13 protein-coding genes are annotated in these 16,756 nt (G+C 66.5%); 7 read left to right on the top strand and 6 right to left on the bottom strand.

From position 1 onward, the window contains the following. Positions 1–16: 16 nt before the first annotated feature. From P0Y43_RS20365 to P0Y43_RS20355, 3 genes are all read right to left on the bottom strand, one after another. Positions 17–1,351: an MFS transporter gene (locus P0Y43_RS20365; RefSeq protein ID WP_275639070.1), complete on the bottom strand. Its 1,335-nt coding sequence runs from the start codon at positions 1,349–1,351 to the stop codon at positions 17–19. Positions 1,352–1,571: 220 nt separating this feature from the next. Beyond that, positions 1,572–2,195 carry an NIPSNAP family protein gene (locus P0Y43_RS20360; protein ID WP_275639069.1) on the bottom strand — a complete coding sequence of 208 codons (624 nt, stop codon included), beginning with the start codon at positions 2,193–2,195 and terminating at the stop codon, positions 1,572–1,574. Between the two features lie 58 nt (positions 2,196–2,253). Further along, a complete protein-coding gene (locus P0Y43_RS20355) occupies positions 2,254–3,534 on the bottom strand; it encodes an OprD family porin (protein WP_275639068.1) in 1,281 nt (426 codons plus the stop codon). A gap of 890 nt (positions 3,535–4,424) precedes the next feature. On the opposite strand from P0Y43_RS20355, the gene P0Y43_RS20350 reads away from it, so the two are divergent. The 7 genes from P0Y43_RS20350 (at position 4,425) to P0Y43_RS20320 (ending at position 12,673) form a co-directional block, all read left to right on the top strand. Further along, the gene (locus P0Y43_RS20350; protein ID WP_275639067.1) at positions 4,425–5,576 is read left to right on the top strand and encodes an ABC transporter substrate-binding protein; all 1,152 of its coding nucleotides are present in this window, start codon (positions 4,425–4,427) and stop codon (positions 5,574–5,576) included. Between the two features lie 84 nt (positions 5,577–5,660). Next, a complete protein-coding gene (locus P0Y43_RS20345; RefSeq protein WP_275639066.1) occupies positions 5,661–6,698 on the top strand; it encodes a branched-chain amino acid ABC transporter permease in 1,038 nt (345 codons plus the stop codon). After that, positions 6,695–8,494, top strand: a complete 1,800-nt coding sequence (locus P0Y43_RS20340) for a branched-chain amino acid ABC transporter ATP-binding protein/permease (RefSeq protein WP_275639065.1) — start codon at positions 6,695–6,697, stop codon at positions 8,492–8,494. The genes P0Y43_RS20345 and P0Y43_RS20340 overlap by 4 nt, the downstream gene beginning before the upstream one ends. Next, positions 8,494–9,285, top strand: a complete 792-nt coding sequence (locus P0Y43_RS20335; protein WP_275639064.1) for an ABC transporter ATP-binding protein — start codon at positions 8,494–8,496, stop codon at positions 9,283–9,285. Before P0Y43_RS20340 ends, P0Y43_RS20335 begins: the two co-directional genes overlap by 1 nt. Positions 9,286–9,335: 50 nt before the next feature. Then, positions 9,336–10,325: a ketopantoate reductase family protein gene (locus P0Y43_RS20330; protein WP_275639063.1), complete on the top strand. Its 990-nt coding sequence runs from the start codon at positions 9,336–9,338 to the stop codon at positions 10,323–10,325. 13 nt (positions 10,326–10,338) lie between these two features. Beyond that, entirely contained in the window at positions 10,339–11,106 is a 768-nt protein-coding gene (locus P0Y43_RS20325; RefSeq protein WP_275639062.1) for a class II aldolase/adducin family protein, read from the top strand. Between the two features lie 19 nt (positions 11,107–11,125). Beyond that, entirely contained in the window at positions 11,126–12,673 is a 1,548-nt protein-coding gene (locus P0Y43_RS20320; protein WP_275639061.1) for a methyl-accepting chemotaxis protein, read from the top strand. 185 nt (positions 12,674–12,858) lie between these two features. Here the strand turns inward: P0Y43_RS20320 and P0Y43_RS20315 are convergent, their stop codons facing one another. From P0Y43_RS20315 to mqo, 3 genes are all read right to left on the bottom strand, one after another. After that, positions 12,859–14,079 (bottom strand): multidrug effflux MFS transporter, encoded by a 1,221-nt coding sequence (locus P0Y43_RS20315; protein ID WP_275639060.1) that lies wholly within the window; start codon positions 14,077–14,079, stop codon positions 12,859–12,861. Further along, the gene (locus P0Y43_RS20310) at positions 14,076–14,624 is read right to left on the bottom strand and encodes a TetR/AcrR family transcriptional regulator (protein WP_275639059.1); all 549 of its coding nucleotides are present in this window, start codon (positions 14,622–14,624) and stop codon (positions 14,076–14,078) included. Before P0Y43_RS20310 ends, P0Y43_RS20315 begins: the two co-directional genes overlap by 4 nt. 218 nt (positions 14,625–14,842) lie before the next feature. Next, a complete protein-coding gene (mqo, locus tag P0Y43_RS20305) occupies positions 14,843–16,486 on the bottom strand; it encodes a malate dehydrogenase (quinone) (protein ID WP_275639058.1) in 1,644 nt (547 codons plus the stop codon). Positions 16,487–16,756: the final 270 nt, after the last annotated feature.

The following is a 16,756-nucleotide window of genomic DNA, read 5'->3' as shown; positions in this document are numbered from 1 at the left end:
ATGAGGCCGGTGCGGCTCACCGCACTGTGGGCTGGCGCACCACCGTTCGGGCGCTCTGCCGGCCGATCACGAACACCAGGAAACACCCGATGACGGTGAGCAGGCACAGCGGCGTCAGCGCCACCGGGAAGCTGCCGGTGGTTTCCTTGAGGTAGCCGATCAGGAAGCTCATCACGCCGGTCCCCAGGTGCCCCAGGGTGTTGATCGCGGCGATGCCCGCCGCCAGCACCGGTGCCGACAGCGACTCGGAGGTCAGCGACCAGAACGGCCCCTTGACCGCGTAGTTGCCCATCAACGCGAAGGTCAGCAGGATCAGCGTCAGCACCAGCGACCCGGTGAGCAGGGTCGCGGCGATGCTCACCGCCACCAGCGCCAGGGGGATGGCGGTGTTCCACAGGCGCTCGGCGCTCTTGTCGGTGCGAATGCCCCACACGATCATGAACGCCGCGGCCACGCCGAACGGGATCATGTTCAACAGGCCGGCCTCGGTGGTGCTCATGTCGAACGACTTGAGGATCTGCGGCATCCACAGCGAGAGGGTGTTGCTGGTGGCCGAGCTGCCGGTGTAGATCATCGCCAGGATCCACACATGGCGGTTGGTCAGGGCGGCGAGGATCTTGCTCCTCCCCTGCCCGTCATCGGCAGGCGCCGCGCGCAGCTTTTCCTCGTGCTCGGCGGCCAGGCACGCCTGCAGCCACTGGCGCTCTTCGGGGCGCAGCCACTTCGCTTCGTTCGGCGTGCTCGGCAGCATGAACCAGGCCAGCACGCCCAGCGCAACTGCCGGCAACGCTTCGAGCATCAGCAGCCATTGCCAGCCCTTGAAGCCCCAGGTGCCGTCCAGTTTCATCAGCATGGCCGACAGCGGCGAGCCGAAGAAGCTCGACAGCGGGATCGCCACCATGAAGATCGCCACCAGGCGCGCGAGATAGGCTTTGGGCACCCACTGGGTGAGGTAGAGGATCACGCCGGGGAAGAACCCGGCCTCGGCGGCCCCCAGCAGGAAACGCGACACCGAGAACGACACAGGCCCCACGGCGAACGCCGAGAGGAAACCGACGATGCCCCAGGAAATCATGATGCGGGCGATCCAGCGGCGCGCGCCGAAACGTTCCATGGCGACGTTGCTGGGCATTTCGAACAGCACGTAGGCCACGAAGAACAGGCTGGTGCCGAAGCCGAACAGGGTGGACGTGAGGCCGATGTCGCTGCTCATGGTCAAGGCGGCGAAGCCGATGTTGACCCGATCGACATAGGCGATGAAGTAACACAGGACGAGGAAGGGGACGATCCGCCATCCAATCTTGCGTAAGGTGCTGCGTTCAACCGCACTCAGGGCAGTTTCCTGGGACATGGCCAGCCTCTGTTTTCATTGTTCTTGGAATCGCTGCGCAGCGAGGCGCACTCGGCCACATCCTGAAACACATTTCTTTCGACAGCCTTTCAGCGGGTTGCCTTTCATCTTCGCGGTGGTGGGTTTCATGAAAGTGGGCCGGCAAATCCAGCCACCCACACGCAAAAAAGCCCGCGAGGAGCAGCGGGCATAATGCGCGATGAACGGTGAAAACCGGCTGTCAACGCAGCGGCGAGAAACGGGCGGGCAAATACAACGTGGAATGCATCTCACGCAACAGCGGCGCAGAGTTCTCGGGCGGCCAAACCCCGTCCGCCACCGCTCGGGTACGTACCTCCAAACGCTGCTCCTGGCTGGCGTAGGGCCAGATATGCAGGTAGCGCGGGGTTCGCCCATCGGTCGCGTAGAACGCCGCGTACACCGCCGAATAACCTTCCGCGGTGCGAGGCCCGATCGCCTTCCTCCACCCCTCCATGCACGGCACCACGCCCGAAGGCACCAGGTGGTACTCGCGCAGTTCGTAGAACGGCCCGTGGTTGCCAGGCGCCAGGGGCTCGAGGAACGGGAACAGGCTGTAGTTGGCCACCTGCATGTCCAGCAAGTACTGCTCGATGCCAAAGGCATCGTGCGTGGTCAGAAAACGCTCGCGCTCAGCCTGCCGTGCGGCTTCGTCGACAAACCCGCGCAGCACGGCGACCTGGTTGAGCGGGCCGATCTCCGAAGCCCAGCACCCCATCAAGGTACAACCTGGCGCCGCCTGCGCCAGCGTGTGTTGCAGGCACTCCAGCGCCAACGCCGGGGTGCGCACGCGCAAGGTGAAAGTGATCAGTTCGTAGAGTCGCATTGGGGCCTCGTCGGCAGTGCACCTGCGGGCCGGCACCCAGGCCGGCCCGGCGGGTGCCTCAGAACTTGAAGGTGTAGGTGGTGATCAAGCGGTTCTCCTGGTAATCCGCCCCCGACGCACTGCCATTGCCGTAACGCGTCTTCACGTCGATGTTGCGCCACTCCAGCCCCAGCCCCTTGAGCGGCCCGCTCTGGATCACGTAGCTGAGGAAGAAGTTGCGCTCGCTCTCGACGTTCTGGTCCAGCGCGTTGCTGCCCCGGTCGATGCCAGTGCCGCGCATGTAGCGGGTCATCAACTTCAGCCCCGGCACGCCGTAGGGCGCGAAGTCCAGGTCGTAGCGCAACTGCCAGGAACTCTCGTTGGGCTTGACGAAGGCGACGGTCGACCAGTTCACCAGGTACGGTTGCGGCGCATAGCCGTTGAGGGTCGGGAAGGCCGACTCGCCGAGCATGCGCTGGTAGCCGACGCCGATGGCATGGGCGCCCTTGCGCAGGGTGGTCATCACGCCGTAGGAACGGTTGTCGATGTCGCCGTACAGCGCCTTGCCGTCTGCGCGGTGGTCGAAGTAGCGCAGGTCGGTCTTGAGCCCGAAGCCGCCGCCCAGGTCGGCGTTGTAGGTGCCGCCCAGGTATTGCTGCTGGTAGATGTCTTCGAGCTGGCCATAGAAGTACGAGGCCGTCAGCGCCGGCGTGAAGGCGTAGGTGGCGCCGCCGAAGTTCAGGCCATCGCTGCGGCGCTGGATGTCCGGGCCGTTGAACAGGTACAGCTTCTCGCGGTTGGACGACTCGCGGCTGCTGATCTCGTCGAAGCGCCCGGCGGTGAGGGTCAGCTTGTCGATCTCGCGCGACTCCAGCAGGAAGCCATGATAGGTGGTGATCAACTGGCGCGAGTCGTCGTAGAACGCCACCGGCAGCATCGGCCGATGCTCGCCGACCTTCAACTCGGTCTTGGAGTAGCGCATCTTCGCGGTGAGGGCGGCGCGGCCGTAGTCGCGCACCTGCTCACCCTTGCTGTCGTCGTACGGAATGATGGTGTCCGGGCCGCGACCGCCGCCGCCGTCGAGGCGGTAGGCATATTGCGCCGAGACGTCCAGGCCGAATTGCAGCGGCCCTTCGGTGTAGCCGGAGATGGCGCGAAAATCGAACCCCTGGGTCCAACTGCCGATGCGCGACTTGGGCGCGTCGTGTTGCTTGAAATCACGGTCGATGTAGAAGTTGCGCAACCCCAGGCTGACCTGGCGGTCGTTGATGAAATCCGCGTGGGCGAAATTCGGCGCGAACAACCCCATCAGGCCTGCGGCGGCAACACCGCCGACCAGCCCGTTCTTCTTCTGGAACATGGACTTGATCCTTTCTTACATGCGCACGCAAGGCGCATTGAGTGGGAGCAGATTAATGACGAAGCGCGTGTTGGCAGTTAATCCGCAGTGTTGTTTTTATAACCACTGACTGCAAAAAGGTCGTAGGCAAGGCCATTGCCTGAACAGCAGGAACACCCCTTCTTATTGTTATGGGTAAAACCCCGGGCGCGGCCTGTGAGCACAGTGCCACTCCGCGTTGCGAAGAATCGGAATAATTACGTGAAAAGTCAATTGAATTATCACAGGAAAAAGTGTGTAAATTCGGTGCACTTTTTGAGGGATACGCCACATAAACGTGCAGATTGGTAACAGCCTGGAAAAATCGACCTGCGATATGAAAATCATTTAAATCTTTTAAAATCAGTACTTTATTTATAAAAAACGACAGAAGTCATTCTTTCCAGGACAAATTCACGGCACCGATCACCCACGCGAACTGACCGATTATCGAACAGATAAAACGTCATCACACGAAAAAATATTCAGCCTAAAAAATAAAATTTACAGGCAAAAAAAGATTAGTTTTTCACCCTAAAAAAACCACCTCGCCGATGGCCTGCGAACCGCCTGCAACGCTGCCTTGCTCGCCTTTTCAGCCCCCTGAGAAATGATGGCGAAATGCACCTTCAGGCCACCCCCGGGCCCACCCGTGCGCGCCCTTGCGAAGGCCCTGCCACGGGGTCGCGCAGCCCTCCTGCGGATTTTTCTGGCACGGGAGGTGCAATCAAACCCTCCAGCCAGGCGGTAGACCCGCCGGCAGCGCCCCCAAAGCGCAAGAACAACAAGAAGGCAGCACGCCCACGTCGCCCACCGCGTCGACGTCCCCTGTGGACCACTGCCTCTCACCAGCCTTGCAACCGGAGTACGTCATGCACTTCAAGAAAGCCGTGTCCACCCTGCTCCTGAGCGCCGCCTGCATTGCCCATGCGCAGGCGGACGTGAAAATCGGCGTCATCACCTCCTCCACCGGCCCCATCGCCCTGGTCGGGCTCCCACAGAAGAACTCCGTACCCTTGCTGCCGACCCAGGCGGGCGATCAGCAGGTGAAGTACATCGCCCTGGATGACGGCAGCGACCCCACCGCCACCGTCAAGGCCCTGAAGAAGCTGATCAGCGAAGAGAACGTCGACGCGATCATCGGCCCCAGCGGCTCGCCCAACGCCATGGGCGTGATCCAGTTCGCCGCCGAGGCTGGCGTGCCACTGCTGGCACCGGTGGGCACCGCCGCCGTGGTGCTGCCGATGAACGAGCAGAAGAAATGGGTGTTCAAGACCACCCAGAACGACGACCTGATCGCCAAGGCCCTGGTCGAGGACATGACCCGCCGTGGCGTGAAGACCCTCGGCCTGATCGGCACCGCCGACCCCTACGGCGAGAACTGGTCGAAGGTGATGGGCGCCCTGGCCACCGAGCACGGCATCAAGCTGGTGGCCAGCGAACGCTTCCAGCGCCAGGACACCTCGGTCACCGGGCAGAGCCTGAAGCTGCTGGCCGCACGCCCCGACGCCGTGCTGGTGGCGGCCCCCGGCAGCGCCGCGGTGCTGCCGCAAACCACGCTGTACGACCAGGGCTACCGTGGCCAGATGTACCAGACCCACGGCGCCGCGCTGCCGGACTTCCTCAAGCTCGGCGGCAAGAAGGTCGAAGGCACCATCCTCGCCGCCAGCCTGATGCTGGTGCTCGACGAGATGCCCGACAGCCACCCGTCCAAGGCCATCGCGCGTGACTACGTGGCCGCCTACGAGAAACTCAACGGCAGCAAGCCGGCCACCTTCGGCGCCAACACCTACGACGCCGGCCTGCTGCTGCAGAAGGCCATTCCGCTGGCCGCCGGCAAGGCCCAGCCAGGCACCGCCGAGTTCCGCGCGGCGCTGCGCGACGCGCTGGAGGCCAGCCATGAAGTGCCGGCGACCCAGGGCGTGTACAACATGACCCCGGCCGACCACAGCGGCTTCGACGAGCGTGGCCGCGAGCTGATCCAGGTGAAGAACGGCAACTGGACCCTGCTCGGCAGCAACTGATCGCCCGCGCAGGCCGCCCCGCCGTCGCCGGCGTCGGGCGCCCCTGCGCGCTTCCCACGGCACGTGCAATAAGAGTGTTTCACTATGAATTCCCAGATAGCCCTGCTGCTCGGCCAGGATGGCATCACCAACGGCGCCATCTACGCGCTGCTGGCCCTGTCGATCCTGCTGGTCTTCACCGTCACGCGCATCCTGCTGATTCCCCAGGGCGAATTCGTCACCTATGGCGCACTGACCATGGCCGCGCTGCAAGCCGGCCAGCCCACTGCGCTGGTGTGGTTGTTGCTGGCACTGACCCTGGCCGACTGCGCCCTGGACCTGTTCGACGCGGCGCGCGCCCAGCGCGCCTGGCGCTTCCCCAGGCGCGTCGCGGTCAAGCTCGGTTACGCCCTGGGCTTGCTGGCACTGCTGCGCAGCCTGCCGCTGGCCGAACTGCCGATGGCCGTGCAGGCCCTGCTGACCCTGGCGCTGGTGGTGCCCCTGGGCCCGCTGCTCTACCGCCTGGTGTTCCAGCCACTGGCCTCGGCCAGCTCGCTGGTGCTGCTGATCGTGTCGATCGCCGTGCACGTGGCCATGGTCGGCATCGCCCTGCTGCTGTTCGGCCCGGAAGGCGCGCGCACCGCGCCGTTCTCCGACGGCGGGCTGAGCGTGGGCCCGGTGACCTTCAACAGCCAGACCCTGTGGGTGATCGCCGTGTCCCTGGCGCTGATCATCAGCCTGTTCCTGTTCTTCGAGCGCAGCCTGTACGGCAAGGCCCTGCGCGCCACGGCGGTGAACCGCCTGGGCGCGCGCTTGATGGGCATCTCGCCGAACCTGGCCGGCAAGGCCACCTTCACCCTGGCGACCTTCATCGGGGCGTTGTCGGGGATTCTCATCGCGCCGATCACCACCCTGTACTTCGACTCAGGGTTCGTCATCAGCCTCAAGGGCTTCGTCGGCGCCATCATCGGCGGCCTGGTGAGCTACCCGGCGGCGGCCCTGGGCGCCCTGGGCGTGGGCCTGATCGAGGCGTTCTCGATGTTCTGGGCCAGCACCTACAAGGAGATCATCGTCTTCACCCTGATCATCCCGTTCCTGCTCTGGCGCTCCCTTACCAGCCGTCACGTGGAGGACGATGAATGAAACCGCGCTACCTGATCCTCGCCCTGGTCGCCGTGCTGGCCGTGGCGCCGGCGCTGCTGCCGCCGTACTACGTGACCCTGCTCAACTACATCGGCCTGTACACCCTGGTGGTGCTGGGCCTGGTGCTGCTCACCGGGGTCGGCGGCATGACCAGCTTCGGCCAGGCGGCCTTCGTCGGCCTGGGCGCCTACACCAGCGCCTACCTCACCACCGTGCAGGACCTGCCCACCTGGCTGGCCTGGACCAGCGCCTCGCCCTGGCTGACCCTGCTGGTGGGCCTGGCCCTGACCGCCGCCGTGGCGCTGATCCTCGGTGCCCTGACCCTCAAGCTCTCGGGCCACTACCTGCCGCTGGGCACCATCGCCTGGGGCCTGTCGCTGTACTACCTGTTCGGCACCCTGGAATCGCTGGGTGGCCACACCGGGGTCAGCGGCCTGCCGAGCATTTCGCTGCTGGGCTGGACGCTCGACAAGGGCGAGAAGATCTACTACCTGATCTGGGCCATCCTGCTGTGCGCCATGCTCATCACCCAGAACCTCCTGGACTCGCGTGAGGGCCGCGCCATCCGCGCACTCAAGGGCGGCCAACTGATGGCCGAGTCGATGGGCGTGAACACCTTCCGCGCGAAGATGGTGATTTTCCTCATCGCCGCGCTGTTCGCCGCACTGTCCGGCTGGTTGTACGCCCACACCCAACGCTTCGTGAACCCCACCCCGTTCGGCCTGCACATGGGCATCGACTACCTGTTCATGGCGCTGATCGGCGGCGTGGCCAGCGTCTGGGGCGCGCTGCTCGGCGCTGGCGTGCTGACCCTGCTCAAGCAGTGGCTGCAAGACCTGCTGCCGCAGCTGCTGGGCAGCACCGGCAACTACGAGGTGATCGTCTTCGGCATCGCCATCGTGCTGCTGATGCAACGCGCCCCGGCCGGCCTGTGGCCGCTGCTGCTGCGCCTGCTGCCCAGCGCCTGGAAACCGGCCAAGGCCGCGCGCGCCCTGGAAGACGCCACCGCGCTGCCGACCCGCGAAGCACCGGCGCCCGGCGAGGTGCTGCTCGAAGCGCGCCACGTCACCCGTCGCTTCGGCGGCTTGGTGGCCAACAACGACATGAGCCTGGACGTGCGCAGCGGCGAGATCCTCGCCTTGATCGGCCCCAACGGCGCCGGCAAGAGCACCCTGTTCAACCAGCTCTCGGGGGTCGACACGCCAACTTCGGGCGACGTGCTGTTCCGCGGCCAGCGCATCAACGGCATCCCCTCGCGCCGCGTGGCGCGCATGGGCATGAGCCGCACCTTCCAGCACGTCAAGCTGCTCCCGCAGATGAGCGTGCTGGAGAACGTCGCCCTCGGCGCCCACCTGCGTGGCAGCAAGGGCGTGCTGGCCGCGGCCCTGCGCCTGGACCGTGGCGAAGAAGCGCGCTTGCTGGCCGAAGCCCGGCGCCAGTTGGAGCGCGTCGGCCTGGGCGACTACCTGCACGTGGAGGCCGGCAGCCTGGCCCTGGGGCAGCAGCGCATCCTGGAGATCGCCCGCGCCTTGTGCGCCAACCCCTGCCTGCTGCTGCTCGACGAGCCGGCCGCTGGCCTGCGCCACAAGGAGAAGGAGGCCCTCGGCCTGCTGCTCAGCCGCCTGCGCAGCGAAGGCATGGCGATCCTGCTGGTGGAGCACGACATGGACTTCGTCATGGGCCTGGTCGATCGGGTAGTGGTGATGGAATTCGGCCAATGCATCGCCTTCGGCCTGCCGGCCGACGTGCAGCGCGACCCTGCGGTGCTGGAAGCCTATCTCGGAGGTGCGGAGTGATGAACATGCCAGTACAAGAACCCCTGCGCCCGGACAATCGGGTGAGCAACCCAGTGCTGGAAGTCAGCGACCTGAGCGTCGCCTACGGCAAGGTCGAGGCGCTGTCCAATGCCAGCCTGCGCGTGGGCCAGGGGCAGATCGTCACGGTGATCGGCCCCAACGGCGCCGGCAAGACCACCCTGCTGAGCGCGATCATGGGCGTGCTCGGCTCGCGCGGCCAGGTGGCCTTCGACGGCAGCCTGGAAGCGGTGCCCGAGGTCGAGGTGATGGTCGCCCGCGGCCTGGGCCTGGTGCCGGAAAAACGTGAGCTGTTCAGCAGCATGAGCGTGGCCGACAACCTGTTGCTGGGCGCCTTCCAGCGCCACCGCAGCGGCCTGCGCGACCATGCCCAGACGCTCGACGAGGTGTACACGCTGTTCCCGCGCCTCAAGGAACGCCGCGACCAACTGGCCGCCACCCTGTCCGGCGGCGAGCGGCAGATGCTCGCCGTGGGCCGGGCGCTGATGGCCAAGCCCAAGCTGCTGATGCTCGACGAGCCGAGCCTGGGCCTGGCGCCACTGATCACCCGCGAGATTTTCCGCATCATCACCACCTTGCGCCAGCAGGGGGTGTCGATCTTGCTGGTGGAGCAGAACGCCCGCGCCGCGCTGCGCGTGGCCGACTACGCCTACGTGCTGGAGACCGGGCAGATCGCCATGCAGGGCCCGGCCGCGCAACTGGCCGACGACCCCCGGGTGATCGAGTCGTACCTGGGCCTGGCCAGCAAGCATCAGGAAATGCTCGCCACTTGAACCCGAGGCGCCCGCCCGGCGGGCGCCCTTCCGCCTCAAGGAACCCTGCCATGCCCGATTCACCCACCCCGCGCGTCTGCATCGCAGGCGCCGGCGCCATCGGCTGCACGCTCGCCGCGCGCCTGGCTGCCAGCGGCCAGCCGGTCAGCCTGCTGGCCCGTGGCGCCACCCTCGCCGCCCTGCGCAGCCACGGCGTGCGCCTGACCGACCTGGACGGCGAACACCATGTGCCGGTAGCCGCCAGCGACGACTGCCAGGCCATCGGCGAACAGGACGTGCTGTTCATCTGCACCAAGGCCCCGGCCCTGGCCGGCCTGCTGCCCACCCTCACGCCACTGATCGGCCCCGACACCGTGGTGGTGCCGGTGGTCAACGGTGTGCCCTGGTGGTACTTCCACGGTGTCGAGGGGCGCTTCGCCGGCCGCCGTGTCGAAGCCGTCGACCCACAGGGCGTGCTCAGCGCCAGCCTCGATGTGCGCCACGTGCTCGGCTGCGTGGTGTTCATCACCGCGCAGAACGACGCCCCCGGCGTGGTGCGCTCGAACAACCCGCACCTGATGATTCTCGGCGAACCCAACGGCCAGCTGAGCGAACGCCTGGAGCGGGTGCGCGCGCTGATCGCCCGCGCCGGCATCGAGGCGCGCGCCACCGAGCGCATCCGCGACCCGCTGTGGACCAAGATCATCGCCAACCTCACCTCCAACCCGTTGTCGGTCATCACCGGCGCCACGCTGGAGGAGTTGTACGCCCAGCCCGGGCTCAGTGCCGTGGTGCGCAAGGTGCTCGACGAAACCTTGCTGACCGCCGCCGCCTACAGCGCGCGCATCGACTTCGACCCGCAGACCTTCATGGAGCTGGGTGCCGGCATGGGTGCGGTGCGCACCTCGATGCTGCAAGACCATGAGCAAGGTCGCCCGCTGGAACTGGCAGCCATCGGCGATGCGGTGATCGAACTGGCCGGACACCATGGCCTGCCCATGCCCACCACCCGCGACATCCTCAACCTGGCGCGCTTTCGCGGCGCCCGTTCCGCCCACTGACTAGGAGCCCCCGATGACTGCCCCGCACGCCTTGCACAAACCCGCCCATTGCAGCGACGAAGAGTGGGCCCTGCGCGTCAAGCTCGCGCACTGCTACCACCTGGTCGACTACTTCGGCTGGACCGAAACCATCTTCAACCACATCTCCGCGCGCCTGCCGGGGCCTGCGCACCACTACCTGGTCAACCCCTTCGGCCTGAACTACGTGGAGGTGACGCCGGCCAACCTGCTCAAGGTCGACCTGCACGGCACCAAGCTCGAAGCCTCGCCCTACGACGGCAACCCCGCCGGCTTCGCCCTGCACAGCGCCGTGCACGGCGCGCGCGACGACCTGCACTGCGTGATCCACACCCACACCACGCCGATTTCCGCCGTGGTGCAGAAAAAGCGCGGTTTCACCCATGACGACTTCTATGGCGCACAGCTGTTCGGCCGGGTCGGCTACCACACCTTCGAGGGCATCACCCTGTTCGACGAAGAGAAAGCCCGGATGATCCAGAGCCTGGGCGACAAGCACGTGCTGGTGCTGCGCAACCACGGCGTGGCGGTGGGCGAAAGCAGCATCGAGAAGGCCTTCTTCCTGCTCTGGACCGTGCAGCGCGCCGCCGAGAACCAGTGCGCCGCCGGCGCCCTGGGGGGCGAGGACAACCCGCTGCAGGATGGCATCGCCGCCAAGTGCGCCGACCTCACCGCGATGCTGATCCGCGAGAGCGGTTTCGCCACCAAGTTCTTCGATGCCATGGTGCGCAAGATGCGCGCCGAGCGGGTCATGGCCTGGTAACCGGGCAAGGAGTCGTCACATGCAAGCCCCCCTTGCGCTGTTCCAGGAGCCGGCCATTTCCCGGCTCGACCCCCAAGGCGTGCTGCTCAGTTGCAATGCCGCCTACCTGCACATGAGCGGCTATGCCGAGCACGAACTGGTCGGCAAGCCGCATGGGCTGATCAACGACCCGGGCATGCCGCCGAAGGTGCTGGCCAGCATGTGGCAGGCGCTGCACGCTGGCGTGCCATGGACCGCGCCCATGGTCGGCCGGCACAAGCAAGGCGGGCGTTACTGGTGCCACTTGTACGTGGTGCCGCTGTTCGACGATGGCAAGCTGGCAGCGCTGGGCACGGTCTACCAGCCGCTGGAAGCCGTGCAGGTGCGCGAGGCCGAAGCCTTGTACGAGCGCCTGGCACAGGGCCGCGCGCCTTGGACGCCCGGGCAACGCCTGGGCACCTTGTTGGCCGGGCACGGCCTGCAACTGGCGCTAGGCCTTGGCGCGCTGGCCGCCACCGCGCTGGCGGCCGTCCCCGCTGCCGTGGGCCTTGGGCTTTCAGGGGCGCTGCTGCTGGCCGGCCTGCAACCGCACTGGCGCCAGCGCCAGGTGGCCCGCGCCCTGCTCGCCCGCTACCCGCAGGCCTACGCCGACCCGCTGCTGGCGCCGCTGCATGGCACGCACGCCGACGCCACGGCGCTGCTGGCGATGGCCCTGAGCAGCCAGCGCGCGCGCATGAGCACGGTGATGTCGCGCATCTGCATCAACAGCCAGGTGCTGCGCCAGCAGGCGCAGACCTCCGCCGACGTGGTCGAGTTCTCCGCCGGGCAACTGGACCACCAGGTGCGCGAGACCGAACAGACCGCCGCGGCGATCCAGCAGATGAGCGCGACCATCCAGGCGCTTTCGCGCAACCTGCAAGACACCGCCCAGGCCGCGCAAAACGCCGACCAGCTGGCCCGCGACGGCGAGAGCCTGTCGGACGACAGCCAGCGCTCGACCCAATCGATGCGCGCCTCGGTGGAGCAGATCGGCCAGGCGGTGGGCGAGCTGGCCGAGGCCATCGCCTCGATCGGCAGCATCACCGAGGTGATCCAGGGCATCGCCGAACAGACCAACCTGCTGGCCTTGAACGCGGCGATCGAGGCGGCGCGCGCGGGGGATTCGGGGCGAGGTTTCGCGGTGGTCGCCGACGAAGTGCGCGGGCTGGCCTCGCGCACCCGTGAGTCGACCGAGCAGATCCAACGTTCCATCGAGCGCCTGCGCAGCGACAGCGGCAGCGCCCTGGCCACCGCCCGCCAGGGCGAGCAGGCGGCGCTGCGCGCCAGCACCGACGTGCAGCAGACCCGCCAGGCGCTGACGCGCATCTGCGCGGAGGTGGCGCAGATCAGCGGCATGAGCCTGCAGATGGCCGCGGCCATCGAGCAGCAGGGGCAAGTGGCCGAGCAGATCAACCAGCAGATCGCCGAGATCGCGGGGGCCACCGAACGCACCAGCCAGCAGGCCGGGCGCAGCCGCGAGGTGAGCCAGGCACTGCATCAGCTGGCGGAGTCGCAGTTGGGGTTGGCGCAGCGGTTTCTGCAAGGCTGATGGATCGGTGTGGGCCCTATCGCGGGGCAAGCCCGCTCGCACATCTATGGTCCTCCCGGGGCTCCCCCAGTGAAAGCCTAAGCTTTCACTGGGGGAGCCCCGGGAGGACCATTTCATTAGATACCCCGCACTTCCTGGGGTCAGCGGTGAACCTGTGGGAGCAATAGGACCGACACTGCCCCCCATCACCTCATCGCCTGCACCTGGCTCTGCCGCCCTCCCGGCAACAGGAACAACACCAACGCCGCCCCCGTCGCCAACGCCAACACCCCCGCCAACGACACGCTCGCCGCATACGGCAACCCCAACGCCAGCGCCGAGGCCCCCGCCGCCATCGCCATCTGCAGGAAGCCGATCAACGCCGACGCCAGCCCCGCCCTGTTGGCGAACGGCTGCAACGCCGCCGCCGTGCCCACCGGGTTGGCCAGCCCCATGCCGAACAGGAACACCGTCATCGCCAGGGAGAACGTCAGCAGCGTCAGGCTGCCCGCCCAGGCCATCAGCAACCCCGAACCCGCCAGCGCCAGCCCCGCCCCCGCGCGCATCACCCGCTGCACGCCAAACCGGTGCACCAGGCGCGGCGACAGCAGGCCGGCGGCGAACACCACCAGCACGGTCAGGGCGAAGAACACCCCCAACTGCACCGCCGACAGCCCCAACTGCCCCATCAGCAACCCCGGCGCGCTGGCAAAGAACGCATACAGCGCGCCGATCACCAGGCTCACCGCCAACGCCGGGCGGCTGAAACGCCAGTCGCCCAGCAGCTCGGCATAGCCCCGGGCGATCATGCCTGGCGAACTCGGGGCGCGCAGCGCCAGCGGCAGGGTCTCGCCGACCCGCGAGACGTACATGAAGCCCACCACCAGGCTCAGCACGCCGACGAACACGAACGCCGCGCGCCAGCCGAACGCGGTGTCCAGCAAGCCGCCGATCAGCGGTGAGAAGCCTGGGGCCGAGGACATGATCACCATGGTGAAGGCCAGCACCCGGGTCAGCGCCTCGCCCTCGAACAGGTCGCGGGCAATCGCCCGCGCCAGCACCGACACCGCGCACACGCCCAGGGCCTGGACCACACGCCCGGCGACCAGCAGCGCCAGGGAGTCGGCCAGGCCGCAGATCGCGCTGCCGGCGACAAACACCGCCAGGCCCGCCAGCACCACCGGCCGGCGCCCGAGGCGGTCGGACAGCGGCCCGACCAGCAACTGGCCGAGGGCGAAGGTGATGAAGAAGCTGCTCAGGGTCAGCCCCAGACCGTGCGGGCTGGCGTGCAGGGCCTGGGCGATGGCCGGGAACGACGGCAGCATGATATTGGTCGACAACGCGCCCAGCGCCGCCAGGCCGCCGAGCAAGAACAACAGCCCGGCGCTGATGCGCCGCTGGCCTTGCAGGGTATCGACCTGGGTCATTGCGCCGCTCCGCTGATGGCTTGCCGCGCGGCCTGGCGCAGGTCCCGGGCGAGTGCGCAGTCGTCCACCGCACGCGAGAGCACCAGCGCCCCCACCAGGGTGGCGAGCGTGGCCATGGCTTTTTCACGGTCGCCGCCGAGCAGGTCGAGAAAGGTCTCGACGCCCTGGGTGAACTGCGCGCGCACCTCGGGCCCCTGCCGCGCCGCGTCGGGGCCAAGGGCGGCCAGTACACAGCCTTTGGCGCTGCTGTGCTGGTGGCCGTCGGACAGGTAGAAACGCGCCAGTGCCGCCAGCGGGCCGTCGGGGGCGCTGGCAAGGGTGGCGCGCCAGTCGCTGGCGTTCATCTGAAGGCCACGCTCGCAGGCCTGGCCCATCAGGTCGTCCTTGGACTGGAAATGGCCGTAGAAACCACCGCGGGTGAGGCCGGCGGCCTGCATCAGGTCGTTGATGCCGATGCCGTTGAAACCCTTTTCACGGAACAGATGGCTGGCCGTATCGAGGATGCGCTCGCGGTTCTGGGCGTTTTGTTCTCTGCTGACCTTCATGGGGGCGTTCCCTGGGGGTGGCGATTAATCATGATAGTCGACATTTATAGTAATCATGTCAATTGTCATGATTAAGACCGAGGTGCGCCCATCGCGAGGCAAGCCCGCTCCTACCCCCGCGATAGGGCCGCAGGCGCTTCTACAAAACCTGCGCCCACAAAAAAACCACGAGACCGCCGAAACGGACCTCGTGGTTTTCGTCAGCCTGAACCTGAGCCTTACAGCGCCAGGTCGTTGGCCGCCTTGCCTTCGACCGGCGCGGTGGACCCCACGCCCGTAGTGGTGCCGGCGCTCTGGTCGATCACCGGCGGCTTCTCCAGCTGCAGCACTTCGGCGGTGTAGTTCCACTCTTTCTGCACCGCGGCAGCCGAATCGTTCAGCTTGGTGCCATAGCTCGGCACGATCTCGCGGATCTTGGCCTGCCACTCAGGGGTGGCGACCTTGTCCTTGAACACGGTCTCGAGCACGGTCAGCATGATCGGCGCAGCGGTCGAGGCGCCTGGCGAGGCGCCCAGCAGGCCGGCGATGGTGCGGTCTTTCGACGCGACGATCTCGGTGCCCAGCTTCAGCACGCCGCCCTTGGCTTCGTCCTTCTTGATGATCTGCACGCGCTGACCGGCCTGCCACAGGCGCCAGTCTTCCTTCTTGGCGTTCGGGAAGTAGGTGCGCAGGGCTTCGAAGCGGTCGTCATCCGACAGCATCAGCTGGCCGGCGAGGTACTCCACCAGCGGGTACTCGTCGATACCGACCTTGGTCATCGGCCACACGTTGTGCACGGTGGTGCTGCTCAGCAGGTCGAGGTACGAGCCGTTCTTCAGGAACTTCGGCGAGAAGGTGGCGAAGGGGCCGAACAGGATCACGCGCTTGCCGTCCAGCACGCGGGTGTCCAGGTGCGGCACCGACATGGGTGGCGCGCCCGTGGAGGCGATGCCGTAGGCCTTGGCCATGTGCTGCATGGCAACGGTTGGGTTCTCGGTCACCAGGAACGAGCCACCCACCGGGAAGCCGCCGTATTCCTTGGCTTCCGGGATGCCCGACTTCTGCAGCAGCTTCAGCGCGCCGCCGCCGGCACCGATGAACAGGAACTTGGCGTCGGTAGCGGTCTTGGTGCCGTCCTTCAGGTTCTTGTACTCGACGTGCCAGGAGCCGTCTTCGTTGCGGCTGATGTCCTGCACTTCGCTGGACAGCTTCAGCTTGAAGTTGTCGCGGGTCTGCAGGTGGCCGACGAACTGGCGGGTGATCTCGCCGAAGTTGACGTCGGTGCCGATCGGCGTCCAGGTCACGGCCAGCTTCTGGTTCGGGTCACGCCCTTCCATCATCAGCGGGACCCACTTGGCGATCTGCGCGTGGTCTTCGGAGAACTGCATCGGGCGGAACAGCGGGCTTGCCTGCAGCGCTTCGTAGCGCTTCTTCAGGAAGGCGATGTTGTCGTCGCCCCAGACGAAGCTCATGTGCGGGGTGGTGTTGATGAACGAGTGCGGGTTCTTCAGCACGCCCTGACGGACCTGCCACGACCAGAACTGGCGCGACACCTGGAAGGCTTCGTTGATCTCGACAGCCTTGGCGATGTTGACCTTGCCGTCCTTGTCCATCGGGGTGTAGTTCAGCTCGGCCAGGGCGGAGTGGCCGGTGCCGGCGTTGTTCCAACCGTTGGAGCTTTCCTCGGCGACGCCATCCAGGCGCTCGACCATTTCCATCGACCAGCTCGGCTCCAGTTCGCTGAGCCATACGCCCAGGGTCGAACTCATGATGCCGCCGCCAATCAGGAGCACATCGACTTTCTTGGCCTCGTCGGCGTGCGCTTGCATGAAGCTCGCCGCGACAGCCAGACCCAGCAAGGTCTTGCCAGCTTTCTTGAACATTGATCACTTCCAGTCAGTGAGAACGGAGGATGGGCCTGTGGCTGGCCCAGGTGTTTCTGTTCTTCAGCGCAGGCTTTTTGTGATCATTGTTCGGCAGCCAGAGAACCCTTGTGCGAGACAGCCTTTCGTCTGATTGACGGAGTCGGCTGAAACGGTTGCGGATTGTAACCGAAACGCCAGCACAAACAAATTGGCGGGCGGGGCGTCAACGTGGCGGGTTGTCTCATGGGCAGGGCCTTGTACTGGCGATGCCAGCCCTATCGCGGGGCA

It is taken from the genome of Pseudomonas entomophila, assembly GCF_029193575.1.
Taxonomy (GTDB): domain Bacteria; phylum Pseudomonadota; class Gammaproteobacteria; order Pseudomonadales; family Pseudomonadaceae; genus Aquipseudomonas; species Aquipseudomonas entomophila_G.
This window is presented reverse-complemented; position numbering and strand designations above follow the sequence as displayed.

Coding starts and splice junctions, on each gene's coding strand:
- P0Y43_RS20355 (WP_275639068.1), bottom strand. CDS start 3,534: ATGTTCCAGAAGAAGAACGGGCTGGTCGGCGGTGTTGCCGCCGCAGGC.
- P0Y43_RS20345 (WP_275639066.1), top strand. CDS start 5,661: ATGAATTCCCAGATAGCCCTGCTGCTCGGCCAGGATGGCATCACCAAC.
- P0Y43_RS20365 (WP_275639070.1), bottom strand. CDS start 1,351: ATGTCCCAGGAAACTGCCCTGAGTGCGGTTGAACGCAGCACCTTACGC.
- P0Y43_RS20330 (WP_275639063.1), top strand. CDS start 9,336: ATGCCCGATTCACCCACCCCGCGCGTCTGCATCGCAGGCGCCGGCGCC.
- P0Y43_RS20315 (WP_275639060.1), bottom strand. CDS start 14,079: ATGACCCAGGTCGATACCCTGCAAGGCCAGCGGCGCATCAGCGCCGGG.
- P0Y43_RS20340 (WP_275639065.1), top strand. CDS start 6,695: ATGAAACCGCGCTACCTGATCCTCGCCCTGGTCGCCGTGCTGGCCGTG.
- mqo (WP_275639058.1), bottom strand. CDS start 16,486: ATGTTCAAGAAAGCTGGCAAGACCTTGCTGGGTCTGGCTGTCGCGGCG.
- P0Y43_RS20310 (WP_275639059.1), bottom strand. CDS start 14,624: ATGAAGGTCAGCAGAGAACAAAACGCCCAGAACCGCGAGCGCATCCTC.
- P0Y43_RS20320 (WP_275639061.1), top strand. CDS start 11,126: ATGCAAGCCCCCCTTGCGCTGTTCCAGGAGCCGGCCATTTCCCGGCTC.
- P0Y43_RS20325 (WP_275639062.1), top strand. CDS start 10,339: ATGACTGCCCCGCACGCCTTGCACAAACCCGCCCATTGCAGCGACGAA.
- P0Y43_RS20350 (WP_275639067.1), top strand. CDS start 4,425: ATGCACTTCAAGAAAGCCGTGTCCACCCTGCTCCTGAGCGCCGCCTGC.
- P0Y43_RS20360 (WP_275639069.1), bottom strand. CDS start 2,195: ATGCGACTCTACGAACTGATCACTTTCACCTTGCGCGTGCGCACCCCG.
- P0Y43_RS20335 (WP_275639064.1), top strand. CDS start 8,494: ATGAACATGCCAGTACAAGAACCCCTGCGCCCGGACAATCGGGTGAGC.